23 protein-coding genes and 2 pseudogenes are annotated in these 25,814 nt (G+C 44.4%); 13 read left to right on the top strand and 12 right to left on the bottom strand.

Translation table 11 applies throughout. The features are described 5' to 3' along the window. Nucleotides 1-254: 254 nt before the first annotated feature. On the bottom strand, nucleotides 255-1,025 hold the full coding sequence (locus JGK39_RS28535; protein WP_293262509.1) for a pentapeptide repeat-containing protein: 771 nt from the start codon (nucleotides 1,023-1,025) through the stop codon (nucleotides 255-257). Nucleotides 1,026-1,459: 434 nt separating this feature from the next. Continuing rightward, nucleotides 1,460-2,104 (bottom strand): pentapeptide repeat-containing protein, encoded by a 645-nt coding sequence (locus JGK39_RS28540; RefSeq protein ID WP_293262506.1) that lies wholly within the window; start codon nucleotides 2,102-2,104, stop codon nucleotides 1,460-1,462. 945 nt (nucleotides 2,105-3,049) lie between these two features. Between JGK39_RS28540 and JGK39_RS28545 the strand changes: the two genes are divergently transcribed. Next, nucleotides 3,050-3,592 (top strand): helix-turn-helix domain-containing protein, encoded by a 543-nt coding sequence (locus tag JGK39_RS28545; protein ID WP_293262503.1) that lies wholly within the window; start codon nucleotides 3,050-3,052, stop codon nucleotides 3,590-3,592. A 449-nt stretch (nucleotides 3,593-4,041) separates the two neighbouring features. On the opposite strand, the gene JGK39_RS28550 is transcribed toward JGK39_RS28545, so the two are convergent. Then, on the bottom strand, nucleotides 4,042-4,395 hold the full coding sequence (locus JGK39_RS28550) for a metal-sensitive transcriptional regulator (protein ID WP_293258731.1): 354 nt from the start codon (nucleotides 4,393-4,395) through the stop codon (nucleotides 4,042-4,044). 41 nt (nucleotides 4,396-4,436) lie between these two features. On the opposite strand from JGK39_RS28550, the gene JGK39_RS28555 reads away from it, so the two are divergent. After that, a complete protein-coding gene (locus tag JGK39_RS28555) occupies nucleotides 4,437-4,574 on the top strand; it encodes a hypothetical protein (RefSeq protein ID WP_293258729.1) in 138 nt (45 codons plus the stop codon). Nucleotides 4,575-4,673: 99 nt separating this feature from the next. After that, complete coding sequence (locus tag JGK39_RS28560) at nucleotides 4,674-5,957, top strand: HhoA/HhoB/HtrA family serine endopeptidase (protein WP_293298315.1); 1,284 nt, start codon at nucleotides 4,674-4,676, stop codon at nucleotides 5,955-5,957. A gap of 244 nt (nucleotides 5,958-6,201) precedes the next feature. Here the strand turns inward: JGK39_RS28560 and sbnB are convergent, their stop codons facing one another. Beyond that, on the bottom strand, nucleotides 6,202-7,227 hold the full coding sequence (sbnB, locus tag JGK39_RS28565; protein ID WP_293298318.1) for a 2,3-diaminopropionate biosynthesis protein SbnB: 1,026 nt from the start codon (nucleotides 7,225-7,227) through the stop codon (nucleotides 6,202-6,204). A 21-nt stretch (nucleotides 7,228-7,248) separates the two neighbouring features. Beyond that, complete coding sequence (gene sbnA / locus JGK39_RS28570) at nucleotides 7,249-8,301, bottom strand: 2,3-diaminopropionate biosynthesis protein SbnA (protein ID WP_293298320.1); 1,053 nt, start codon at nucleotides 8,299-8,301, stop codon at nucleotides 7,249-7,251. 228 nt (nucleotides 8,302-8,529) lie between these two features. Between sbnA and JGK39_RS28575 the strand changes: the two genes are divergently transcribed. Together JGK39_RS28575 and JGK39_RS28580 are read left to right on the top strand one after the other, a co-directional pair. Next, a complete protein-coding gene (locus JGK39_RS28575; RefSeq protein ID WP_293298322.1) occupies nucleotides 8,530-9,468 on the top strand; it encodes a DMT family transporter in 939 nt (312 codons plus the stop codon). Between the two features lie 133 nt (nucleotides 9,469-9,601). Further along, nucleotides 9,602-10,492, top strand: coding sequence for a formyltransferase family protein (locus JGK39_RS28580; protein ID WP_293298325.1), 891 nt, complete (start codon nucleotides 9,602-9,604; stop codon nucleotides 10,490-10,492). Nucleotides 10,493-10,557: 65 nt separating this feature from the next. Here JGK39_RS28580 and JGK39_RS28585 read toward each other — a convergent pair whose 3' ends face one another. The 6 genes from JGK39_RS28585 to JGK39_RS28610 all read right to left on the bottom strand — a co-directional run bounded on the left by JGK39_RS28585 (nucleotide 10,558) and on the right by JGK39_RS28610 (nucleotide 17,631). After that, entirely contained in the window at nucleotides 10,558-10,701 is a 144-nt protein-coding gene (locus tag JGK39_RS28585; protein WP_293298328.1) for a hypothetical protein, read from the bottom strand. Between the two features lie 388 nt (nucleotides 10,702-11,089). After that, a complete protein-coding gene (locus JGK39_RS33750; RefSeq protein ID WP_366049296.1) occupies nucleotides 11,090-11,242 on the bottom strand; it encodes a hypothetical protein in 153 nt (50 codons plus the stop codon). Then, nucleotides 11,239-11,613, bottom strand: a complete 375-nt coding sequence (locus JGK39_RS28595; protein WP_293298331.1) for a DUF433 domain-containing protein — start codon at nucleotides 11,611-11,613, stop codon at nucleotides 11,239-11,241. Before JGK39_RS28595 ends, JGK39_RS33750 begins: the two co-directional genes overlap by 4 nt. Before the next feature lie 186 nt (nucleotides 11,614-11,799). Then, entirely contained in the window at nucleotides 11,800-12,993 is a 1,194-nt protein-coding gene (locus JGK39_RS28600) for a glutathione S-transferase family protein (protein ID WP_293258715.1), read from the bottom strand. A 308-nt stretch (nucleotides 12,994-13,301) separates the two neighbouring features. After that, on the bottom strand, nucleotides 13,302-14,177 hold the full coding sequence (locus tag JGK39_RS28605) for a tetratricopeptide repeat protein (RefSeq protein WP_293258713.1): 876 nt from the start codon (nucleotides 14,175-14,177) through the stop codon (nucleotides 13,302-13,304). A 211-nt stretch (nucleotides 14,178-14,388) separates the two neighbouring features. Continuing rightward, nucleotides 14,389-17,631: an ATP-binding protein gene (locus tag JGK39_RS28610; protein WP_293258711.1), complete on the bottom strand. Its 3,243-nt coding sequence runs from the start codon at nucleotides 17,629-17,631 to the stop codon at nucleotides 14,389-14,391. Nucleotides 17,632-17,948: 317 nt separating this feature from the next. Here JGK39_RS28610 and JGK39_RS28615 point away from each other — a divergent pair, with 317 nt between their 5' ends. From JGK39_RS28615 to JGK39_RS28650, 8 genes and pseudogenes are all read left to right on the top strand, one after another. Beyond that, nucleotides 17,949-18,965: a circadian clock protein KaiA gene (locus tag JGK39_RS28615; RefSeq protein WP_366049300.1), complete on the top strand. Its 1,017-nt coding sequence runs from the start codon at nucleotides 17,949-17,951 to the stop codon at nucleotides 18,963-18,965. A gap of 160 nt (nucleotides 18,966-19,125) precedes the next feature. Then, nucleotides 19,126-19,440 (top strand): circadian clock protein KaiB, encoded by a 315-nt coding sequence (gene kaiB, locus JGK39_RS28620; protein WP_293258709.1) that lies wholly within the window; start codon nucleotides 19,126-19,128, stop codon nucleotides 19,438-19,440. Between the two features lie 145 nt (nucleotides 19,441-19,585). Continuing rightward, nucleotides 19,586-21,148, top strand: a complete 1,563-nt coding sequence (kaiC, locus tag JGK39_RS28625; RefSeq protein ID WP_293258707.1) for a circadian clock protein KaiC — start codon at nucleotides 19,586-19,588, stop codon at nucleotides 21,146-21,148. Nucleotides 21,149-21,456: 308 nt separating this feature from the next. Beyond that, entirely contained in the window at nucleotides 21,457-22,257 is an 801-nt protein-coding gene (locus JGK39_RS28630) for a hypothetical protein (protein ID WP_293258705.1), read from the top strand. Nucleotides 22,258-22,275: 18 nt separating this feature from the next. After that, the gene (locus JGK39_RS28635) at nucleotides 22,276-22,890 is read left to right on the top strand and encodes a hypothetical protein (protein WP_293258703.1); all 615 of its coding nucleotides are present in this window, start codon (nucleotides 22,276-22,278) and stop codon (nucleotides 22,888-22,890) included. Between the two features lie 273 nt (nucleotides 22,891-23,163). Further along, a complete protein-coding gene (locus tag JGK39_RS28640; RefSeq protein WP_293258701.1) occupies nucleotides 23,164-23,361 on the top strand; it encodes a hypothetical protein in 198 nt (65 codons plus the stop codon). 56 nt (nucleotides 23,362-23,417) lie between these two features. Continuing rightward, nucleotides 23,418-24,529: pseudogene (locus JGK39_RS28645) on the top strand (IS630 family transposase). 102 nt (nucleotides 24,530-24,631) lie between these two features. Continuing rightward, complete coding sequence (locus JGK39_RS28650) at nucleotides 24,632-25,315, top strand: hypothetical protein (RefSeq protein ID WP_293258699.1); 684 nt, start codon at nucleotides 24,632-24,634, stop codon at nucleotides 25,313-25,315. Here JGK39_RS28650 and JGK39_RS28655 read toward each other — a convergent pair. After that, nucleotides 25,295-25,814 (bottom strand): annotated as a pseudogene (locus JGK39_RS28655) (IS701 family transposase); the annotation flags it as partial. The gene JGK39_RS28650 and the pseudogene JGK39_RS28655 overlap by 21 nt on opposite strands.

The following is a 25,814-nucleotide window of genomic DNA, read 5'->3' on the forward strand; positions in this document are numbered from 1 at the left end:
GTCTATGGTCTGGAACAGATTTAATTGCTTCAATTAAATTCATTGTTGATTCATTTCACCCTCGATAGTCTACCCGGACGGGGCAAACTTGATTACCTCTTCTATGATACATTCCCCCCTGACAATTAATCCACCCTGCCTAACCCCCCTTAATAAGGGGGGGACAAGAGTCCAATCAAAGTCCCCCTTATTAAGGGGGATGCGAGGGGGATCGAGATATGTGCAACGCCCCATTAAATTGGTATTACTAACAACTATAGAAAATTCAGCAAAACAGAAGTGAGCGACTCCAGAATACCCATCAAGCCGCCACCGCCCCCAGTGCGGGGTTCCGTTGGCTTTTGGCGCGCTACAATTGCTTCGGCTAACTGCTTTGACAATTCCTGACCTTGGGGATTTCCTTGAGCGGCAAATAGTTGCTTGGCTCGATCGGCATCTTGAGCGGCGCCGGCGAAGTCTCCCAAGTCAGCGCGAGACATACTGCGCGCAAAATAAACCGCAGCTATATCCGATTTCAGATTCAGGGCTTGATTGTAATAATCAATGGCGTTTCTGTAGTTTCCCGCTTGAGCCTCCAGCACTCCCAACCGGTAAAAGTCTTCTGCTGTGCCAATATTAGTTGGCATTCCTCTGACTCCCAGCAGTTGGGCGTTAGTTAAATTGGCGTCAGTTAAATTGGCGTTGCTGAGATAGGCGCTTCTCAAGTCAGCACCGCTGAGGTTTGCTCCCGTCAGGTTTGCTCCCGTCAGGTTGACGCCAAACAAACTGGTGCCGCTGAGGTTGGCTCCGCTGAGGTCGGCCCCGGTGAGGTTGGCTCGGCTGAGGTTCGCCAATCTCAAGTCAGCACCTTTGAGATTGGCTCCTGTTAAGTTGGCTAAAACCAGACCAGCGCTGCTGAGGTCGCAGTTGGGGCACTGTCGGGTGGCTAGCAACTGTTGCGTGTGTTGAATGTTCTCGGCCTGTGCAGGGGCTAGAGGGGCGATCGCGCTCAGCAGCGTTGCAGCAGCCAGGATTCTGAGTTTCATCTTAAGCATCTAAAATCCGAAATGTTAAATCTAAAATAGCTTCGATCGAAGCAATTGAAAATCAACATAACAGATCTTGCTAAATATTGCCTGATTCTCAGCTATCTTTGACTAGACATCATACATTGAACTTGACGGTCTTACCTGAGTCTCAAATTAACACCAAATCCGGGTTATTCATCCCCGTTATAAATTGTAGGGTGCGTCGCTCTCTTAATCCTGGTTGAGGGGGATAATTCTTCTCCTGCGACGCACCCTACGTCTTGACTGTCAACTGTCAACTGTCAACTGTCAACTGTCAACTGTCAACTGTCAACTGTTGACGGTCTTACCTGAGTCTCAAATAAACACTTCGCTACCAATAAATTAGGGTAACGAAAACCTGGTTACCCTTTAGCCGCAGTTATCGGCAAGCATAAAATTTAACAAATAAATTAGTCGTGAATCGTGCCGTCGGGCATCGTCGCACCCTTAAGATATACTCCGCTCAGGTTAACTTTTGTCAGGTTGGCTCCCAACAGGTTTGCCCCGCTTAAGTCTGACGCACTTAAAATCGCTTCAGTCAAATCTGCCCTAATTAGGCTCGCTCCCATTAAGTCCGCTCCGCTGAGGTCTACTTTGGTTAAGTTGGCCCCAATTAAATCTGCCTCTGTGAGAACCGCCCTCCGCAAGTTTACTCCGTAAAGGTTTACTCCGTGCAAGTCTGCACGGCAGAGTGTTGCCCGAGATATGTTGGCTCCTATTAAACTTGCTTGAATCAGGGAAGCTCCACTTAAGTCTGCTTTGCTAAGATTTGCTCCCATCAACTCAGCTCGATACAGGTTAGCTTCAGCTAAAAGTGCTTCAGTGAAGTCGGCTCCAGCTAAGTCGGCTGTGCTCAAATTGATCTTGCACAAATTGGCTTTGCCAAAATTGACTCTGCTGAGTTTGGCTTTGCACAGATTCGAGCCAATCATGTCGGCTTCAGACAGATTGGCTCCAATCAATTCTGCTTCGTAGAGGTAGACTTCGTGCAGGTAGACCCCACTAAAATTTCTTTCTCCTATTGCGTATAGCTTGAGCAATTCGTCAACGTTCATTTTGGCTTCTCTACACCTTTTAAATGAACAATACTCTCCGCAAGCTTGTTGTACCGGATGTTCTGCCATTTTAGACTTGAGATGCTCAAAGATTTACGCCCAGTACAATACTTCCCTAGACCGTTTCGGGATGGTGAAGGACAAAACAAGATGCTTTTTCCCCTGGTTAAAAAAATTATAAAAATGTCAATGTCATCGTACTTCCTAATTAAATCAAAGAATTCTCGCTGGAAAGTGCGATCGAGGCCATAACTTTTTATGGCTAGTTGAGTTTACTGAGTATTTGTGTGATAACGATCACTAATTAATGTTAGTAGTATCACATAGAAACAACGTTTGCGATCACGACAGGCATGGCAAAATAGCCGATAGTGGTACTGTGATGTTGAAAATTTGACAATCCCACGGTAGACGTGTTTTACTCAACTGGCTCCGCGAGCAAGTAGTTTCACAGATACTTGCCCGCCTGCGGTGAAAGTTGGTTGCAGCGTCACTCGGCGCGATCGGCTCCGGCTCATCAGAGTGCTAATCTCTCAGGATTTCTCACAAAGGGAAAGCCAGAAATACACTTCTGGGCTCAGGAGAATCTGTGTCTAAAAGTGCTATCAGCTCCCATACAGCCTTGGTCTGTATGCTAGCTATAAATCGCCAAGACCTTCGCAAAAATTACCAATAAACACCAGAAAAACCATGATATATGTTTAGTAAAAAGAGAATAAATGGTATTCCTTAAAAGTCAACTATTGCAGCTAATATTGCAGTCGATCGGTTAACTGATATCAGTATTAGCAATGACGCTTGTGCCATCCAATACCAAACTAACTCATAAACCGGGTCTTTCACCAAAAGATGGGTTTGAGCTCTTGCTTCCGGTTAAAAAAACAAGCTTCTGAGCGTCTGAGTTAAGTCCAAGTCTGAAAAAGTTTAATTGAGATAGCTTGTGTATTGCTTTCTTGGCAAGCAAAAGGCGAGCATTTAGGAGGGGAGCGGATTTTTCTCCCCGGTCAAAAAAAGCAATTGTATAGTGCGAATCCCCGTGAGGTAATTGATATGGCTGGAGTATGTAAACTTAGCATCACAGAGACCACAGAAGAACTAAAAAACCTGTTAACCGAACAAAAAACGGCAAGCGGCTTTCAAAAAATTCAAGCACTTTACCTGTTCAAAATTTGTCACGTTAAGACAGTTAAAGAATTGGCAATGACGATCGGCGTAAACCGCATTACTGTGCAGCGGTGGCTGAGAAAGTACCGATCTGAGGGACTCGAAGGACTCCTGGAAACCAAGCACAGCGGTGGCAGGAAGCCGGCGATTCCTCCTCTGGCCCGCGCTAGTTTGGCAATGCGCCTCAGCGATCCCCAAAAAGGCTTTAAAAGCTATGGAGAAATTCAAGAGTGGTTGCAGCAGGAATACAGCATAGACGCCTCCTATAAAGCCGTTTACGCAACTGTCAGATACCAGCTCAAAGGCAAGCTGACGAAAGTTTAGACTGTTCATCCCAAGTCTGGTTAATCACCGTCCAATTGTTGACACTAAGACTGTGAAGCTGTTGATGACTTTTGTTGTCACTACAAACTCACTAATTCTTTTTGAACTAAGCTCGCTCTCACAAACTGCGGATCGTATAAATTATCTGTTGGGCCGATTGGGGCGAGGGGGAAAAGATTTGATGGTTTTCCCGCGTTGGTGAAAGATGCTTAAACCAATGGGTCAGAACTCATAATTTGCAAGTTTTGTCTGATTTGCAAATTATCTTATAAAAGAAGTCATCAGTCATCAATAACGGCTTCCCTCAGGATTAAAAAAAGGAAGAAGGCAGCCTTTAGTTATCGTCGCGAGAGACATTTATTTGCAGTTAATCGCGTGAGGAAAGCGATCGCTCGCCAGAACTTCCTAACCATCTGGCGGGGCTGGTATAGGTAAAAAAATGGCCGCGACTAAGGCAAAAACCGATCCAAAGCAGCTTTCAACTCTTCTATTTCCGTATCGATATTGCCTTCTTTGGCTGCTCTGGCAATGCACTGAGTTAAATGTTCGTCAAGAATGATTCTTGCTACGCGATCGAGCGCGCCTCGAACCGCAGCAACTTGCACGAGAACTTCGGGACAGGGACGGTTTTCTTGTACCATGGTTTTGATGCCACGGACGTGTCCCTCAATCCGAGATAAGCGATTAACCAGCCGCCGCATGGATTCTTCATCGTGATGGTGAGAGTGGACTGATTCATCGCCGTGATGGTGGTGGGAATTTGAGGGCAAGGATTTGTCAGTAGAAGTATCAGATACAATCATCGGGGTTATGCCATTTTAGATTTTAGATTTTAGATTTGGGAATGAGTGATTCGGTAACGGCTGGGATACCGGGCAAAGCAGTTGCTTTCTTTGTGGAAACTGCTATTACTAGGGAACTTTTTAAAGTTAGAATTGAGAATATGTTGAATTTGTCCCGGCTGCTGACTCATCTATTGTAACTGTCAAAATATATTTAGGATCTTCATAGCGGCAGATTATTGAGTCCGCTCGATCGCACACATTGACCAGAATAACCCAGACTACCAAAGATTGACGCTATGCGACTATTTAAGTTTTTTGGCTCCGCACCCCGTACCGGCGATCGCTGGTTCGCGCTCATCTTAGCAATGACGATCGCCCTGAGCGCTCTCTTCATCAATGCTGCATCCGTCAGGGCCGCTGGCAACAATGAGCCCAACTGGCGGGAACAGCCCGAAACAGCAGTGCAGAAAGTACCTTTGAGTTCCCCAGCAACTCCCCAAAATCCGCCAATGCTAGCGCTGCGGAGCCCGGAACTCCCGGCGCAGGTGGCGGCAGATACCAACAGTTTTGTGACGGCGGCAGTCGATCGAGTCGGGCCTGCCGTTGTCCGCATTGATACCGAGCGCACTGTGAGCCGCAACCTCGACCCCTTAATGGAAGACCCCTTCTTCCGCAGATTTATGGGAGAAGATTTGCGGAGCATGACCCCCAGACAAGAACACTTGCGCGGTCAAGGTTCCGGCTTCATCATTGACAAAAGCGGGATTGTTTTAACTAACGCTCACGTAGTTGACAAAGCCGATCGAGTAACTGTCACCTTAAACGACGGGCGGACATTTCCAGGAGAAGTCCAAGGTACTGACGAAGTAACTGATTTGGCGGTTGTCAAAATTAATACCAAGCAAGTTAACTTGCCCGTGGCAACACTGGGAGATTCCGATGCGGTGAAAGTGGGTGATTGGGCGATCGCCGTCGGAAACCCACTAGGATTTGACAACACCGTCACCTTGGGCATTATCAGCACGCTCAAACGCTCTTCAGCAGCCGTCGGCATTCCCGACAAGCGCCTCGATTTCATTCAAACAGACGCCGCCATCAATCCCGGCAATTCCGGCGGCCCACTGTTGAACAGCAGAGGAGAAGTGATTGGCATCAACACGGCGATTCGGGCGGATGCAATGGGTATTGGGTTTGCAATTCCGATCGACAAAGCCAAGGCCATCTACGCGCAGTTAGCCAAGGGAGAACAAGTCAGCCATCCGTTTTTGGGGATTCAGATGATTGCTTTGACACCTGAAATGGCCCGAGAGAATAATTCTGACCCCAATGCTCCTTTGATTGTGCCGGAAGTTACAGGGGTGTTGGTGATGCGAGTTTTACCAAATACGCCGGCGGAGAAAGCCGGGATTCGGAAGGGAGATGCGATCGTTCAAATTGAGGGCGAGAAAGTGACTCAACCGGAACAGTTGCAAAATTTGGTGGAAAACAGCAAAATTGGTCAAATTTTGAAACTGAAGGTGCGCCGGGGTTCGCAGATTAAGGAAGTGGCGGTGACAACTGCTCAATTGAGAGATTTTTAGAGCTGAAGGGGAGGGGGGGAAATTGTTAAAAACTCCCCCCACAAAGTTTGTAGTGAGGACTTTAGTCCTATCTTGATAGTTCTAGCTAATAAATGACTTAAACGGAGTGGAAAATATTGAACTCAAAAAAGTCACACAGCTCTAATTTAATGGGCTATGGAGGCTTCGCTCGCTCCTGTGCGATCGACCCACAACAGTCAATCAACTCTCAGCAGTCGATCGATCATAGCAATCGATATGTTATCTATATTCGTGTGGGTTCGTAAAAAAAATCTGGAATGGAAACAGTTGTTTTTTCCAAGACTGCCCTTTGATATACATAATAAGCAACAGCAAGATCGAGGATTCCCATACCAAATGGCGAATATACGGTTGGCTTGTGTATGTCTAAAGTGAGTTTTCCTTGAATAAGTTGATCGATAGTTCCTGTAACAAAATCTCGGTTTCCAACTTCTTGCTCAGTAAGATGCAAAGATGTTGCAGATTTTAAACAGTGATCTACATCATCGACAATGTTGTTTGACTCAAGAATAATTTTTGATGATAAATCTCGCAAAGATAAATGCAAAATAATTGGATTGTGGGAAAAGACACTAATATCGTCAATATATGGTGCATCAGCCGTTGTAGTAAAACTAATCAAATCACAAGATGAAATCAGGTTTTCTTTGGTCGATGAGATTTGAACTTCCTTGATTCCTCTCTCTTGAGCATACTCTTTCATCGCCATACTGTACTCATCAGCTAAGTCAAACAAATCTAGTGCAGATATTGTCCAACCAGTATTTAGCAAAAATTTCAAGACATAACGAGCAATTAGTCCGCATCCAACAATCCCCAATCTTTTGACTGTTTTTGGTTTGATAAGATTTTGGGCTGCTAAAACTGCTGAAGCGGCGGTTCTAGAAGCACTTATAATCGAGCCTTCAAGACAGGCTATTGGATATCCAGTTTCATAATCATTGAGAATAATCACCGCAGATGCACGAGGGATTCCATGGGCGATATTTTTGGGAAAACTGGCAATCCATTTTATCCCTGAAATATTGAATTCTCCTCCCAAATGTGCAGGTAAAGCAATGATTCTCGCTTCTGGCTTTTCTGGATATTTCAAAAAATAACTATCTGGGTTTATGGTGTTTTTGTCTCCATGAGTAAGATATGCTTTTTGAACTAAATCAATTACATTCGCATAGTTAGTTTGGAGTATTTCATTAACTACTGAACCAGAAATAACTGTAAAATTTTGCTCTATGGTGTTTGTTTTCATGGAATTAATTTTTATTGGTCTTTATATTGCGTTAAGGCAATGAGGAAAGCGTTCCGAAACCCACCGATCGTCATAAATTGTATCTAGGTAGCTCTCTCCTAAATCAGGACTTATTGCTACTATACTTTTCGCTGCATCCAGTTTATGTGCATAAGCTTTGATGCCTGCCAAAACTGTTCCATTCGAACCTCCGACTAAAAATGTTTTTTCGCGTAGTAAATATCGACACATTTTTATCGTGTCCTCTTCTTTAACTACTACAATATCATCAATTAGACTTTTATCTACCAATTCTGGTTTTCGACTTGTACCTAGTCCTGGAATATATCTTTTACTAGAAGGTAAATCGAAAGTAACCGAGCCAAAGGTATCAACTGCAATAACTTTTGTTTTTAGCTTGCGATCTCTAATGTATTCAGCACATCCCATTAATGTACCTGTAGTACCTGCACCAATAAATAAGTAATCAACCTCTGAAAAGCTTTCAAAAATTGAATGTGCTGTACTCAGATAATGTGCATTTTTGTTCTCGCAGTTCGCATATTGATTCAGCCAAAATAAATTGTTATCTTCTTTAAGCAATCGCTTAATTAAATCAATTCTGCTATTTAAAAATCCTCCATTTTCATCTCTATCTTTAACAATTACAAGCTCGGCTCCGAACAATTTTATATATTTCTCATTCCTAGACGAAATGTTTGGATCGCTGATACAAGTAAAGCGATATCCTTTAGTCGAACAAGCTAGGCTAGCCGCCACTCCTAAGTTACCAGACGAAGATTCGATAATATGAGTACGATCCGGTGATATCTCTCCTTTTTCTTCGAGAGCCTCTATCATACGTATAGCAGGTTTTATTTTGATAGACCCTGCTGGATTAAATCCTTCAACCTTCAAAAATATATCTGCTTTCAAAGACAAAAAATTGTTTAATTTACAAAAAACTTTGTCGAGAACCAGTTCCAAACAGTTTTCAGCAATCAATGGAGATATCATCAAACCTGAGCAAGATGATTTGAAATTCTCAGACAAAATTAAGGGTGTTTCCGTATCTGGTGCATCGTAAGAATTCATAAATTTGTTAAAGTCTTGGATGGAGAATAAACAGTTTATGTGATGTTTATGTTTCGCATACTTTCGAGCTTTCTCTATCAATAATATCATGATGTTATTGCTTCTGGGATGGGGGGGTACCCCTCATCTCAAAATGACATTCCACAAGTATTATGGAAGATAAGAATGTTAAGTATCTGAACAAAAAAAACTACAGATTTGTATTGCCTTAAGGAATGATTAACAACTATGCTCACATCTGACTCGAAAAAGATTCAGTTATTACGTTATAAGGGACTTATTATGGTGCTGGTGGGGGCCACCTTGTGGGGACTTTCTGGTACGGTGGCACAAAGGCTTTTTCAAAATGAGGGATTTACTCCTGGTTGGCTCGTAACAATGCGCCTGCTAATCTCAGGAATATTGTTATTAATAACTGGATGTTTCCGAAATAATTTCCATCAAGTTTTTGCTGTGTGGCACGAGCCCAAAGATAGGATTCGATTAGTGATTTTTGGAATTATTGGTATGTTGGGAGTACAGTATACCTATTTCGTGGCAATTCAAACTGGTAATGCTGCTACGGCAACCTTATTGCAATATTTGGCTCCATTATTTATTATGGTTTACTTAGCAATAAAGTACAATCGAATTCCGAATTATCAAGAGTTTATAGCCCTGGGATTTGCCCTCTTAGGTACATTCCTTCTCGTAACAAATGGATCTATTCACCAGTTATCCGTCTCCAGTGCCTCAATAGCATGGGGATTAAGTTCTGCAATTGCACTTGCATTTTACACATTATATCCATCAGGTTTGCTACAACGTTGGGGTTCTGAAGTAATCATTGGGTGGGGCATGATTATAGGAGGTATTGCATTATGCCCGATCGCTTCTCCTTGGCAAATTCAAGGTCAACATTGGTCTGTAATTACTGGTTTGTTAGTAAGTTTTGTGATTGTATTTGGCACAGCAATCGCTTTTTATCTCTATATAGACAGTCTTCGATACATTACACCTACAGAAGCCAGTTTATTAGCCAGTGCAGAGCCTTTGTCGGCTGTAGCTGCATCAGTTATTTGGCTTCGCTTACCACTGAGTCTTTTTGAAGGTATCGGTGGACTATGTATTGTTAGTACAGTGTTGATGTTGTCGCTACGTCCCAAAAATCCCAGCAAAACATTATAAAAATCAACTAGAAATATCGTCGATCGGAGGGAGAAACAATCAGTTTTTTGATATGTCTATATATCAAGAAAAATTATCAGCTTGCAGCCGTTAACTAAACTGTAATTTAAATCAATAGAGGTTCATACTAACCGTGAAAACAAACAATCAGCCTTGTAATTTTTTATTAATGACTGAAAATAGCTTTCATCCAACTTATTTAGTGTCACAATGGTACACCAAATTCCAAGGAAACCCATTTTTTAGAGGTATTCTCATACGAGATGATAAAAATGATGCTTCACACCAGAGTAAAGAGCGATTTCATCAATTACATCAGAAGGAAAAACTTTTAACAAGTGATTCTCTACAGGAAATCCAAACATTATATGGTGGACTTAGTAAGACGGAAGAAGCTATGATAAGATTATTTGGAATACCTGCATTGGCACAAAACTCATTTCAAAAAAGTATCTTTTTAGGTAAAACTATAAATAGTGAAAAAGTGAAGGAGTGGCTACAAATAGAATGTAAAAATGAAGGTAAGATTTGTATGTTTGTGTTTTTGGATAAGATTCTTAGTCCTTGGTGGATTGAATTGACAGAAGGTAACATTATTAATGCTCATTCTGCTGTTCTTCCTTATGCAAGGGGTATGTTTGCTGTCGAAAATATGGCATCTCGTGGTGATATTGAAGAATTTAAACGAGTTGCTGGAGCGTCTGTTCATTATGTAGATGAAGGCGTAGATACTGGCCCTATTATTCGGGCTGTCAGAATACAAAATCCCTTTGAATTTCAATCTTTGTCGGAGGTAAAAGCTTATAGTTATAAGCTGGCTTTCGATCTTCTGATACAGCAAGCTTCAGAAATGATCGAAAATCCTCAAATACAATCTGTGGGGATCAAAGCCTACCCTACATCCATCAGTCCTGTATTTTCTAGAAAAGACTACACTCCCCAGGTCCAAGAACTCGCGGAAAAGAGATTTATAGAAATGAAACAAGATTCAGTCAAGCGCTATAAAAACAAAAACAACCTATAAGACAATTCCTACGGGATAGAGCCTCGACTTCTCTAAGAATTCGGGGATCTGGGTATAAATTAAAGTCACCAGCCAGATGCTTCCCAGTCAGTAATCGCTGCTTGCTGCCATGCTTCATCCTCATCGGTTAATTCATCGCTCAGTTCATCGAGCAATAAACAGGTTTCTACCATTGCCTGCTGTTCTTGTTGTTTTCGCCACGCTTGCAATAAAAGCTCAACTAGGCTACTGCGATTTTATACACGCTGGTCAATGTAACGCACTAACTCATCTGGCAAAGAGATAGATACTTTCATAGACAGTATTTATGCTAATTTTAATACTACCAATGGTAGTACAATTCTATTTGCTAGCCTTACGGAACAAAAAGACGACCAACGCCTATCCAGGTTTCTATATCCAGCAAGATTTCTAGAATACGATCGACACAACGATTTCGATAGACTCGATCGCCTAAAAATCGATCGCATCTCCAATCGTAATCACAGAGAGGGAATCCACTGTATTTTCTTCTCAGATAACCTGTTCGAGGGAGTCTTCACCCTTCATGCTGCGGTTTGCTGTCAGCAAAATCATTTGATTTGCCTGAGCAAGTCGTCAAACAACTCGATCGTTACTGTCGATCGACAAATTCATCTGTTTGAAGGTGACAAAACGAATTGGGAGTAGATTTAACCAGCCTTGACTCGCAATATTGCCCAATAAAATCTCTGCATGACCTCCAAGATTGTGATCTATAAGAAAATTCATGCTTCTACTTCGTGTCTGGCTTTCTGTTCTTGAAGTTTAGCCCACATTGCCTCTCGACCTGGTTTGGGTGGCATCGCTGCAACGCGGGCAGAATGTTCGCGATTGCGCTCTTCCCAATACTGTCGAATTTCCTGAGCTTGCTTTAAAACAACTTGATACTCTGCTTCAACTTCTGCACGATTTGCCTCAATGTAGGATAAAGCAACGTTAATCTGATCGTCTGTTAAGTCAAACAATGAACGGATAAACTTCGGGGGATACTGAGCCGTCAGATAGTCCATCACATCATAGAGAGTGATGCGCGTACCTGAAATTGTCAGGCCGCGCTCTGTACGAATAATAATTGGTTGGTTGTTTGATACTGAAACCATACCCAGAGCCTCTGAAACAACTTACTCAATAACCCGATCGTACATCACAAATTTGTAATATCGTATGGGAGCATCTCAGTTTTGCAAGAAGCATTTTAAAGAGCGGACTGAAGTCCGCACTACGAACTTTTTTTTGAGCGGGGCAGCACTGTAAATGCAAAACTGAGCAAATCCACCAGGCTCTCCCTACACAAAATTAGCCGGATCTTGATCCCGCCGATTCTTCAACAGAATCGGAGTACCTTGGCCATCACCCACCAGGGCCGCCGTTTCCTCTAAAGCTTCCCTCAAGCGCTTGGCCGCGTAAATTGACATATCTCGGGGGACATTTACCCGATCGCGCAAATACCGCAAAGCCGCATCAGATCCAGCCGGCGGTTTACAAACTTCGCCAGTCATCATCAAAGTTAAAGCACAACGCAAAGCCTCATCAAATAAGTTGTCATCAGCAGGATTGACTTTAATAATGTTGCGCTGATGCTTGATGACGCGGTGGAGTGCTTCTTTACGCGAGGTTTCTGGTTCTGGATACATCACATCGGGTAATCCAGCCCAAGGCCCGTTATCCACGCGGGCTTTGTTGAGTAACATCTGCGGTTCACCGTTTTCATAACAGCCACCCATTTGAGGCGGTAAATCGTGCACGTGGGTGTGGAAGTCGCTTTGAGTACCGCGATAGGTCGATCGGCTTTCCATCCCCGCAAACCAGTCACCAAAGCGCGGGTTTGCTTCCCGCATCGAGTAGCCTTTGTAATAGTAAAGACTGGCATTCATCCGTTCGACATAGGGCGTAAAGATGACATCCGCAGTGCCAAATTCAGCGAGGAAATAAGGCCCGGGCGTGCTGGCTAGGGCTGCTTCAACTTGGGCGACGACGCTGATAAATTGCTTGCGGTTGTGTTGTTCTACTGCGGCTGAACTCGCCGGGTAGCACAGCCAAGAGCACCACGCTCTAAACAGCAGTCGCTCTAGCCGCCGCAGCGGAAGGACTTGGGGGTTTTTCATACCCAAACTCAAGGGGCCGAAGACTTGTTCGAGGGCGATTAAGATGTCGTCGCTTTCGGTGATGATGCGGCCGTCTAGTTCGATCGCGGGTAACATTCCCGACGGCACTTTACGCTTGTACCAAAGTTCTTTTTCCCCATAGCAGAACATGGTAACTTTGTCAATGCGGTAGGGAATTTGTTTTTCTTCCAACCACAGCCAGATTTTCTGGCAATAGGGACACCACGCATGGTTGTCGCGGTAGAGGGTGACTCGCACATCGGATTCGGTTTTTCCGAAGAGGCGCAAGCGGGATTGGGCGTTGGTGGGGCCGTTGGTGCGATCGACTTCAAAGTCGGTGAGGGTTTCTAGTTGTGTCCAGGTTAGGGGAATCATGGGATTTTAGATTTTAGATTTTAGATTGGAGAATTGAAGATAGCGACTTCTTTAACTGTTTCCAAGGAAGAGCCTTGGAATCAATATCAGCGAGGCTCTGCCTCGGCCCGAAAAAGGAGGCAGAGCCTCCGAATCTGCCTTACCAGGCACTGCTAGTAACGAGTAGAAAATACAAACCAGTAAAAGATTTGTGTGATATTCGCAAGTGTTGGATTGATTGATGCTCTTGAAAAACAGCAAGTCTGGCTCAGATAAAAAATGCTTTAAAAACTCTCCGTCCTCACCGCAAAAACTCACTATAATTAAAGTTACAATTGGGGAGATGGTGGGGCATCTTGAATTTTGGCGAGTGCTGCTTTAATTTGGGGAGTTGCCAGGAAGTTTTGGGTGGCTGCAATCAAGCGATCGCCCCAGAGGTTGTCTTTGAGAAAAGTTACTGTGGCATAGCGTTTGTCCAATTTTAGGGCGGCTTCTCCCAGGGCTAAACCTTTTTCTTTGTCGCCTTTGGTGTAAAGTGCTACTGCTAGAGCTAGCATTGGTTCTGCTGCTTTGTCGTCGATCGCGATCGCTTCTTGCCAGCGTTTGATGGCGCTATCGACATCTCCCATTTCGTATTTGACTAATCCGATATTGTTGATAGCGGGCCAGAGTTTTTTTTCTAAGGCAAAGGCTTTTTCATATTGGGCGATCGCGCGATCGAACTGCTTTAGCTTGTAAAAAGCGTTACCTAAATCAAATAATGCGCCCGGAGTGTCGGGCTTTATTTTCAAGCCTGCTTGCAAGTATTCGGCTGCTTTCTCGTAGTTCGCTTTCCGAAAGTGAGCTTCTCCCAAGACAAATTTAATTGAGGCATTTTCTGGAGACAGAGATTGAGCCTGGCCCAAGGCTTCAATGCCTTTGTCAAACTGCTCAATTTGAAGGTATAAGCTGCCTAACAAAGTCCAAGTTTGAGGATTTTTGGGGGCTAACTGCGTCGCGAGTTCAGCGCTGGGGACGGCGAGTTGGAACTGCTGGAGTCTGGCTAGCTGAACGGCTCGCTCTGCAAGGCTCAAGGCTGTCTGTTCGAGTCCGGTAGAGTCGATTTGCAGGGTGTAAGGCAGGAGTGCCTGTGCTACAACTGGCTTGGGCATTGTCCACAAACCGAGTGCGAGCACCAGAGATAGTAAAGGAATGCGATTAGGCACTGTATAGCCCCAGAAAAAAATATAATGGTTTCTCGATCGTTCATAATAACCTATATTCCTGAGTTTTGATATTGCTTGTTGGCTCGCGACGCGAAACCAGTTTTGATTTCGGTAGTTGCCCAATTCTACTTTTACTCAGGAATAAAATTTTTGATTCACTGCTTTATAGAGGACTGAAGTCCTTACTACAAACCGGGGAATGTCTTGATTTTTAGGAATTTGAATTAGTTAATAAAGTCTGTTGAATTTTGTCTAACAGTTGTGCTGCTGACAGGGAAGAAGGCAAAATTTTGGCAGATACTTCTTGCAGCAAAAAGTCGATCGCCTCCGATTCCAAATTTACAGCAGATCGATCGTCCCAGACTAAAATTGGCAGTTTGACAGCCATTTGCCGCAGGTTCGATAGCGCTTGCAACATGGCGGCCGATTCTGACGGGGCATCTCGCAAGCACAGCAACACTAAGTCCACGCTTTGATATTGCAACTGCTGCAAAACTTCTGTCCAGCAAGGTGCGATCGCCCCTCGAAAGCCTGCGGTTTGGATGTACTGAATCAAAGCTTGAAAGTTGGGAGTAGAAAACTTGGAATTGGCAATGGGAATCTCGGCTTTTGTCGATCGATCGCCCTTTGCCAATTCTCCCGTCGGATTCCCCCGAGTGGTGCAGTGCAAGTCGGGTAAAGTCGAAATGTCAGCAAATAAAATGCTGGGCTTCCAACTCATGCCCGCAGCTACTTGAATCACTTGCCACAACGCAGACGCCCCCAACCCGGTGCCTGAGGTTTCACTGCCTTCGGGACTGCGGGCCGCCAAACAGGGAAATACCGACAATCTTTTGACTTGATTTGCCAGTTGCGTCGTTGCAGGGTCTAAAGTCACTAAGGGCAGAGAACCCAAATTTCGAGACCGACTTAACTGTTCGATGAAAGCTAAGGGGTTTTGCAGTTGACTCGTACTGTCCAAGACGATCGCCGAAGGCCGCCAAATTCGCGCCACGAGTTCTGCTTGGCCGAGGTCGTCTGCTTCCAAAACTCGGCAGTAGTTGGGGTTGAGGAGTAAAGCAGAACCTTGAGAGGAACTGTTTTGCGGGCTGAGCCACAACACGGTTAAAGAACTCCTCACCTTGCTGGTACTGGCGTCGGGGCGACCGATCGAGTCTGCCAACAGCCGGCGTAAAGCGGCTTCTTCCACAGGCAAGCTCAAAAAGCCTTCGGCGCGGTTGACAGAAGCCCGTTCTTTTTCGCCTCTGGTGGCCGTGACGATCGCCGGAATCGATCGGGTATCCGGATCGCTCTTCAGCAGCGTCAGCACGTCCCAACCGGACAGCAGCGGCAGCAGCGGGTTGAGAAAAATCGCTTCGGGACTGAACCTCCGGGCTTTTTCCAGCGCTTCGGTGCCGGAACGGGCGACTATTACTTGGTAGCCCAAACCGGAGAGGACTTTGCTTAAATCTTCGATATATTTAGGAACTGCTTCGACTATTAATACTAAACGAGAGCGAGAATTGGCGATCGGAATCTGATATTTTGATTTCAATAATTCTTCATCAATGCCTGTATGTGATGGAGATTCTTCCCCGCTATTTCCCGGAGGACTTGGGGGCAGCAACAATGTAAATTCAGAGCCTTGGTTTTCTGAGGAAATAAACGAAACGTCTCCGCCGTGGAGACGGGCTAGGCGCTGAGTCAGTACCAGTCCCAGTCCGGTTCCTTGAAAGCGCCTGGTGAGGGGGCTTTCTAGCTGTTGGAATTTCTGAAATATCAGGTGCTGTTTGTCGGCGGGGATGCCGATGCCGGTATCCCAAACTGTGAAGGCGAGCCAACCTTCCCAAACATTTACTTTCAATCCGATTTTGCCACCTGTTTCGGTGAATTTTATGGCGTTGGAAAGGAGGTTTACGAGCATTTGCCGCAGCCTCAGTTCGTCGGCAATTAAATAGCTCACTCCCGGTTCTATTTCCAGTGTAAATTCTATTTTGGCGGGGGGTTCTGCTTGGGAAGATGCACCCTTGGTTTGGCTTGGCTGGGGAGATGATTTTTCTTCTTGCTGTTGCAGTTGTTTTGCTTGTTCAAAGGCTCTTTTGCAGGTGGCTGCTATTTCTACTGGTTCCGGAATTAGTTCTAGCTGCCCGGTTTCCATGCGGGTCAAGTCTAAAATGTCGTTCACTATTGTCATCAAATGCCGCCCGCTTTGATGGATTAGTCTGGCGTAGCGTGTTTGGCGATCGTTGAGTTCTCCGATCAATTTATCTTTGAGCAGGCTCGACAAACCGAGGACGGCGGTGAGAGGGGTTTTTAGTTCGTGGCTGATGCAGGATAAAAATTCGTCTTTTAGTCGGTTGAGGTGGATTAAATCTGCGTTTTTTGCTGCTAGTTCTTTGGCGACTAAATGTTCTTCGGTGACATCTTGTCCCATTACTAAAATTAGTTTATCTGAGAGTGACTGTTTGACAAATTGCCAGATCCGTTCTTGACCTGTTTGTACGGGACAGTCACAAATATATGTATCTGGTTTGCCGGCGGTGGGAGACCAAGCGGTCGCGGTTAAGGTTGATGGGGAGGCGGCGGCGTACAGGGGTAAGGGGCAACTCGCGGCTGCGGTTCCATCCCGTGAATCGAAGCTATCCCGCAGGGAATCGCCCGATCGACTTGCTCCTACTAGGCTCCTCCACTCAGAGGTGACGGCCTCTAAGAGCACGCTATTGTATTCTGTTGTTACATGGCTTGGTTTGTGGGGCGAGTGTTTGCCCAAATTTGCTGTCGGTTCTGGAACTGGTTCTGGGCCAGCTCCCAGCAAAATCCGCCACGCTGCGTTTTGGCTGACTATTTGTCCGGTGGGAGTTTGCAATCTCAAGGGCAGGGGCAGTTTTTCCAGGAGTTGCACTAGGGAGTTGAGGTTTTCTGAGGGTTTCAATCCTGCTTCTAGGAAGCGCACTTGAGATCCTAGGGCGGTGGCGATGGCTGCAGAAACCGATCTCGATTCAATTTCTTTGACTTCAGTGGGTTCGGGCCTCAGGCTGCTGTTAAGTGCGGCGAATTGCAGCAGGCTCTGACTGTCTAGCATTCCTAAAAATTTCCCGCTGGCATCTGTCAGGGCGATCGCACTTTTGGAGCAACCGCCGATGATTTGGCTCCTGGCTGGGGTGTCAAGCTCCTCTGTTTGCAAATATTCCCAGAATTCGCTGATGCTCAGAGTCCCAGGTATGGCCCGGATCGGCTCGATTGCGATCGAACTTGCTGACAAAGGTTGCTCCCAGTCGTTTGTGCGATCGGTCCAAAGGGCCCAAAAGCAGCGCAGGTAAACTAATCCTAGAGGTTGTAGCTGTTCGTTGACCACTGCAACTCGATCGCAGTTGCTGGAGCTGAAAATTGACTGTAGCGATGATAGCGCCGCCGTTTGGAGGCACAGCGGCACTAGCTCGATAAAATTTTTGAGAGTGGGGCTGGTGGTTGACATAACAAACCTGAGAGTCTGCTATCTATAGCAGTAATATTTTTGAGACCCAATGTAGCTGCGGATTTTTTGTATCTTATTAGTTTTATACCAGTTCTCGATCGATCCCCAGAACTGCACCGAGACCTCCGAATTTGATGCCTGCACCTGATTTGAGGCAACTACCAATTATTTTAAGGCTTAAGCTTAATTGCAGAAATCAGGATGGGGGTGCTTGACACATCTGCCAATAAGTACACTTTGACGATCCCGCTGCTATAAGCCGATCGCCTATTAGGCAGTTAAGATTGGTTACAATAGATGTTTAAAGATTTGTTAAAATGTTAAGTATTTTATATAAGGAGATATCAACTCTGAGCGATCCAGCACTTTCGGGCAACTTGGGTAATTCACCTACAGGTTTGCTGCCCCAACTGTCGATAGGTATTTTTATCCGCTCTGAAAAAATTGCCAGCGATGCGATCGAGCTTTTGAGCGGCGAACGCTACACGTTAACCCACATTAAGTCGGCGGTGGAGTTTTTGGGATTCCTCAAACACAATTACCACCTCGATTGTTTGGTGTTTGACGTAGATAGGGATTTGCAATTGCTTCTGGGCAAGCTGCAAGAACGATCGCTCTTTTTGCCTGCTGTGATTTTTTTGCCCCAGCCGGCAGGGGATGGCAGCCCTGAAGCACCACCTCCAGATGCTTTGGAGGGCGCGGCGACTACCGCCGAGAAGAGTCAAAAGCAAAGTTGTGCTTTTTTTTATCACCCGGCTGAGGTGCAACTATCAATCGCGAGATCGAGCTACCTAGGTGCAAGTATCGATCGGGCGATCGCACAATTTCTGAAACTTTCAACTCCGGTTCCTGTCAATGACCAATCCGCAAGGGTCGATGCCACGGCCCAATTGACTGCTCAAAGTTTACTCCAACGACAGCAGCGCCGACTTGCGGAAAAATTACGGGAGCGATTAGGATACTTAGGCGTGTATTATAAAAGAAATTCTCAGATTTTTTTGCGAAATCTTTCGGGAGAAGAGAAGCAAAAGTTTTTGGAGCAACTCAAATTAAGTTATCGCGACATCGTTTTGCATTATTTTTCTGAAGATACCGCAGTCAACAATCAAATCGATGAATTTGTAAATTTGGCTTTTTTTGCAGACGTTCCCGTGACTCAAATTGTAGAGATTCACATGGAATTGATGGACGAATTTGCTAAACAGCTAAAATTAGAAGGCCGCAGCGAGGAGATATTGCTCGATTACCGCTTGACTCTGATTGACGCCATCGCTCATCTGTGCGAGATGTACAGGCGATCGATTCCCAAAGAGACATCTCAAGGTAAAAGATAAAAGGTAGAAGGTAAAAATCCACAAAAAAGAAAGGAGAACACAAACCGCAGGGCTAGACCAAGGCTGAAATTATTATAAAATAACAAAGAACAGCGGATTCAAGACCAATAACAACTACAACTAACATCTGACAACTAATACTCAACATTTAAAAAAGTTCATGACTCCTCTGAAGAAAACCTACATTCTGAAGCTGTACGTTGCTGGAAATACTCCAAACTCAGTGCGAGCTTTGAAAACCCTAAAAGACATCCTAGAACAGGAATTTCAAGGAGTCTATGCCCTGAAAGTCATAGACGTTCTCAAAAATCCTCAGCTAGCAGAAGAGGACAAAATTCTAGCAACCCCCACCCTAGCGAAAATCCTGCCGCCGCCGGTGCGAAAAATTATCGGCGATTTGTCCGATCGCGAGAAAGTTCTGATAGGATTAGATTTGCTCTATGAAGAACTTCGCGAAGAAGACCTGAATTCATAAGATAATCAGAAGACAGTCATTGATCGGCAGTCAGCAGTCATTAGTTATTGAGCCCAAGCCCAAACTAAAAACTGGGTATAAAGACTCATGAGCTGGGGGTTAATGAGTGACAACTAAAGAATACTGAGAGTTGACAAAAATCGACATGAATGAAATTAGTCAAACGGTGCAACCACAAGGATTGGTAACGGCAGGCGTTGAAAAAATTCGCACAATGATTGAGGGTTTCGATGACATCAGTCACGGCGGAATGCCGATCGGTAGAACCACCCTAGTCAGCGGCACGTCAGGAACGGGAAAAACTTTATTTGCCGTACAATTTATATATAACGGAATCACTCATTTTGACGAACCGGGAGTGCTCGTAACTTTTGAAGAATCTCCGACAGATATTATTAAAAATGCTTGCAGTTTCGGCTGGGATTTAGCACGGCTAATCGAGGAAGGCAAGCTATTTATTTTAGACGCTTCCCCCGACCCCGAAGGTCAGGATATTGTGGGAAACTTTGATTTATCTGCTTTAATCGAGCGAATTCAGTACGCCATTCGCAAATACAAAGCCAAGCGCGTTTCTATAGATTCAGTGACAGCCGTATTTCAGCAGTACGAAGCTGCATCTGTGGTGCGACGAGAAATCTTTCGCTTAGTTGCACGCCTCAAACAAGTAGGCGCAACTACAGTTATGACTACCGAACGGGTTGAAGAATACGGCCCGGTGGCGCGGTTTGGAGTGGAAGAGTTTGTGTCGGATAATGTAGTGATTGTTCGCAACGTCTTGGAAGGGGAACGCCGCCGCCGCACCATCGAAATTTTGAAGTTGCGCGGCACAACTCACATGAAGGGTGAATATCCTTTTACTATGACCAATGATGGCATTAATATTTTCCCCTTGGGTGCGATGCGATTAACTCAAAAATCTTCTAACGTGCGGGTTTCTTCCGGCGATAAAACTCTCGACGAGATGTGCGGCGGCGGTTTCTTTAAAGACTCGATTATTTTGGCTACCGGTGCGACGGGAACCGGAAAAACTCTGTTGGTAAGCAAGTTTTTGCAGAATGCTTGTACGAACGGCAATCGGGCACTACTTTTTGCCTATGAAGAATCGCGGGCTCAGTTGTTCCGCAATGCTTATTCTTGGGGCATTGATTTTGAGGAAATGGAACACAAAGGACTGCTGAAACTGCTGTGTACTTACCCGGAATCTGCGGGCTTGGAAGACCATTTGCAGACGATTAAATCAGAAATTGCTGAATTCAAACCTTCTCGAATTGCGATCGACTCGCTGTCAGCCCTAGCTAGGGGTGTCAGCAATAATGCTTTCAGGCAATTTGTGATTGGGGTGACAGGTTTTGCGAAGCAGGAAGAAATCACCGGCTTTTTTACGAATACCAGCGACCAGTTTATGGGTTCTCATTCGATTACTGACTCTCATATTTCTACAATTACTGACACGATTATCATGCTTCAGTATGTAGAGATTCGAGGCGAAATGTCGCGGGCAATTAATGTGTTTAAAATGCGCGGTTCGTGGCACGACAAAGGAATTCGAGAATACACGATTACTGAAAGAGGCCCGCAAATTAAAGATTCCTTCCGCGGCTACGAACGGGTAATCAGCGGTTCTCCAACTCGAATTTCGGTTAATGAGAAGAGTGAGTTATCGCGGATTCTCCAGGGCGTGCAAGGTCAAGACGAGGACGATATGTGATAGTCAGCAGTCTGTTGTAGGGTGCGCGGTGCGCGCTGCTGTGTTCTGAAATCGCCCGCACAGCCAGAACTCCTTTACCATTGATCGTAAAAAAGATCGATCGTTCGCGATCGATCTTTTGATTAATTTTAGTGAGCACGGAGGGATTTAAATCAAAACTTCGCTCTTGAATCAGGAGTTTCCGTCGTTCTAGCCATTTTTTGCACCCACTCTGAAAGTCCTGTTTTTGATTTGAGCGAACACTGAGCGGCTTGCTGTAGGCTGAGTGCATCAGTCAAACTCAGCACTATCAGAGTAGGGAGCGAAAGATGAGCGAAAAATCTAATCCTGTCACAGTAAGTACCAGCGCAGACTACCTTGTTTGCTACGAGCGGATTCTAGACTATTTCCAACAAGCACAGAAAGAATGTCCCAAGGGCGTAGGGCTAAAAAGAGACAGGAAAGCTAGTGGTGGTTACATAACGCTGCAATTCAAGTTAGGTGACAAGCGGGTCAACAGAACCTGTGGGTGCTACCTGACGATGCAGGGCATCACTGACGCTCTGAGGAAAGCTCATCTAGTTGCTAGCGCTTTGCAATCATTCTCTAGTGAGAGCCGATTTTTAGCCTGGTATGATGATGTTATTTTGGATAAAAACGTCATCAAAAATGATTTGATGACGTTGGGTGAGGCGATAGCAAAAGTAGAGAAAGAATACTGGGAAGGACGCACTAAACGCCGTCAACAACGTGACAAGAATAATGCTAGCCATCAAAGCTCCTGGGGGTGTGTTTACGGACAATATTTCAAACTGTTGCCCAGGGAGGCGATTATAAACTCAGTAGATGTTTTGTCGGTCGTCCACGTCAAGAAGCAAGGAACCAAATGCTTTAAGAACTGCCTGTCTGCTATGAAAAAACTAGCTGAGACTATTGGCGATACTGAGTTGTTATGTAGACTTAAAGAAATTGACGGTACCCAAACAGAATTTCGAGAATACCTGCAAACCTTATCAGTAGATGATTTTCTCAAACTTCGCATTCAGGTTCTCAGTGTCTCAGGTGATAAGCGATACCATCTGGAATCACGCAAACGGTGGCTGTGGGTATTCTCAATGCAGATGGTGTAAGGTTTTCGGGTTCACGAAGTGTTTGCTGTTCAGAACATTGACAAACCTTTTAAAACAAAGGATGGCGTTATTATCCCGGCACTGATTGAGCCAAACAACATAAAGATGATTGCTGTAGTTGGTGACAAGACATTACTCGACACGACGACCAAAACTGGCTACCGACTGTGTGTGCCGATGCTTCCCCCTACTCATCCTGACTTGATAGAGGGCCTAGAAATTAAGTCTGGCAAATTGCCTGAGATTGGAACACTATCAACCAATCCGAAAACAATTGCTGGACTGTATAGTGACCGCGCCCAAAATATCTTAAGAAGGTGGAATAAAGGTTTTACTCAAACCCACGCTTTACGCCATCTAGCTAATCTCAGCGGTCAAATGGCGGGGATGTCTCAAGAAACAAGAGCTAAAAGTCTGGGGCATTCACCACAGATGAATGAAACTGTTTACAAGCGTCGCGCCAACACTGAGACAACAATTGATTTGTTAACTCAATCCACAAAGGAAGCTATTCCTTTAGGGAGTGCAATTCAGGTTCTTAAGCAGTTAGGTAGCGATGTGAAAAATATCAAACTGCTAGCCGCTATCTACGGCATTACGTCCGATGAAGTGATGGAGTTGCTTGCCGAATAATTTGAAACAAAACTTTACAGTCGCACCTGTTGACAAGTGGCTGCAAACCTGTAATCGTGAGTAACTAAGGAAGATTGATGCGCGACTGACTAGCGATTGACCCCGCTAACCAAGTCACGACTGCCCCAAACCGTTACATGACAACGTTTGGAGCCGAATAATTATGACATTTTTAGACGATTGTCCTTGCGGACGATCGCAACACTTAATGTTTTCCGACATTAGCGAACTTGCTATTGGTATGTATTGGATACATACCTTTGGGGGTCGGAAATGATTGCACCTGAAGTTTTACTGGAATCTAAAACAGCCCGCGACGGGCAGTTGACTCAAGTCACCCATGAAGCTGCATCGGACGTACTCAGCAAGGCTAAGGCTTTAGTGTTTGCGTTGTGGCAAGGGACTGGCGCTGCTACTACTCAGGAGATGGCTGAGTATTATGAAGTGCCGGCTGAAACGCTGCTAAGCTGATACGCAGCTAGATTGTATAATATAAATATAAGATAAGCGATCATTAGTTATAATGTATGCCAGCCAAAAACCATCTATCTCAAAATCAAAAACAGAGACTCATTAAACTATTAAAAGAGTCTGATGATAATTATGTGAGGGAAAAAGTTCTAATCTTATTGCTAATAAATGACGGAAAAAGTTATCGAGAAATCAGTGAATTTATGGAGATTGCTTACACAACAGTAGCTTATTGGTCAGTTCATGGCGACCCAGATAATTTGGATAGTTTTTTAGATAAAAGAAGCCAAGGTAATTTTCGCAAAGTCACTCCAGAGTATGAAAAAATATTGATAGATACAATCGATAAAGAACCGGCAGAATATGGATAGGAATTTGGGAGATGGACGGCAGCCAGACTAGCAACATATTTAGAAAAAGTCACAGCAATCAAATTGAGTGGTTCCCAAATATCCAGAATACTACATAAAAAAAATACGTTTACATTTGGGCTAAATATAGTTTAGAGGACAAACAAAATCCCGTTGAAAGAGAAGTATTTAAACAGAAGCTATCCGAGTATTTAAAAATAACAAAACAAACCCCAGAGCTTTTACAGGTATGGTTTTGGGACGAAAGTGGATTTAGCTTACGAGTGATAACAAGAAAAAATTGGGGTAAAAAAGCTAGTCGCAAAAAAATCACAGGTCAAAGGAGAAGAGGCAGAGTAAATATCATGGGTGGATTGAGATATCATGACAAAAAAAGGTTAAATTTTGTCATAAAAAAAGGAGACTCCAATAGGTTTTATGAGCAAATTAAGGCCTTAAATGATTCGATTGTTCAAGAAGGGAGAGAACTGGGTAATCAAGCTGAAAGTTTTGCCGAATCAGGAATAAAGATTGTAATTATTTTAGACCATGCTAGTTTTCATAAAAAGAAAGATATTCTGAACCAAATATCAGCCGAAATGCCTCATATTATTTTAGAATTTTTGCCACCTTACAGCCCCGATTATAATTTGATTGAATTGGTCTGGCATTCAGCGAAAGAATATATAGCACATCGACTGTTTAAGTCAGTAGAAGAATTGTCAGAATTACTACATAGATTATTAAATGAACGAGAAATGGTTATCAAATGGGAGCGAAAAATAAAAAATAAAGGCAATGCTATTTTATCCGGTTAGCTGCGTAGCAGCTTAACAGTTCTAAAGCGTCACCTAGACGAGCTCGAATCAGATGGATTGACGGTTTTGCGAGGCAAAGCTTTAAAAGAAGTGAAGTTCATAATGAACCTAGCTCCTAACACCGACAAAATTACAATTTGGACACCCCGCGCTGCACTGCGGTTAGGAATGCTTCTGAGAGACTCCCAAGTAGCCAAGCAAGTCAGAAACGTACTGCTAGATGTTGCCCAAACCGCAGAACCGTCTGACACAAGCGATTCCCAGTCACAAACCGACATCGCTCAGATGATAGAGCTGGCTAAAATCCAAGCTCAAACCATCAACGAACAGTCTCAAGCCCTCAAAGAACAGCAAAAATTACTGACAGCAGCCCTAGCTAACCTCAGTAAAGGCAAAGCCAAAGAGAAAAAACAGCCCAAGTGGACACCGCGCAGTACCAGTCACTTACTGGAATTTATGCGCGAAGCCGGCTTAGAACCTCAGCCCGACGGTCAAGCTTACGTTTCCGACCTCTGGCAACAGTTGCAGGACTGGTACATCAAGACTGGGGTGCTAAAGGTTGAGACTGTCAAAGGCAAAGAGAAGTTGATATGGCGTGAGTTATCGAATAAACGGGATAACCCTGTCAAAGCTAGCAATCAGTTGTCCCGCAGGTTGTGTGAGCTTTTCCCTAGGCTTCAAAGACATCGGCACACAGGGCATGATACGGGGCGTGACGGTAAAGCGCGACTGGGATGCACTTACTTAGCGGGACTTAAACAAATTTTAAGCCCAAACAAGGCCTAAACTGGCTTTATAAGCGGATAATAGGTCCCAATTTTGGTTCAACCATTTGACAAACCTAAAAGATATGGCTGTCCGAAATGCTTCGAGTGCCTGAGTAAAAGTGTTTAAAGGTTTGTTTGCCCATGTACGCCTTAATCCTCCTGTTAAGGTATGCCAGAGGATGAAAGTGTAGGCACAAAACACCAGAATGAAATGTCTTTTTAGGCTGGTTTCATCTCTGACTTGATATTCATTTAATCCCAACCATCCCTTGGCTTCCCGATAGAAAACTTCAACCCAATTTCTTTTTGAATAAGTTTTTACTATCCACTCCTCGGTCGCTGTTGATAAGTCAACATTACTCATCAAATAATCTATTTCAGTGGCGGTATCGAAAGTATCTGCATTCATGACGATGGCTATTACTTTCTTACCCGTGCATTTTGATAATTCTACGAATTGAATTGCTACCCATACTGTTCTCGGTCGTTCTAAAGAGAGTTGAATTTTTGTGAAAGCC

It is taken from the genome of Microcoleus sp. PH2017_12_PCY_D_A (genome assembly GCF_020738565.1).
GTDB lineage: Bacteria > Cyanobacteriota > Cyanobacteriia > Cyanobacteriales > Microcoleaceae > Microcoleus.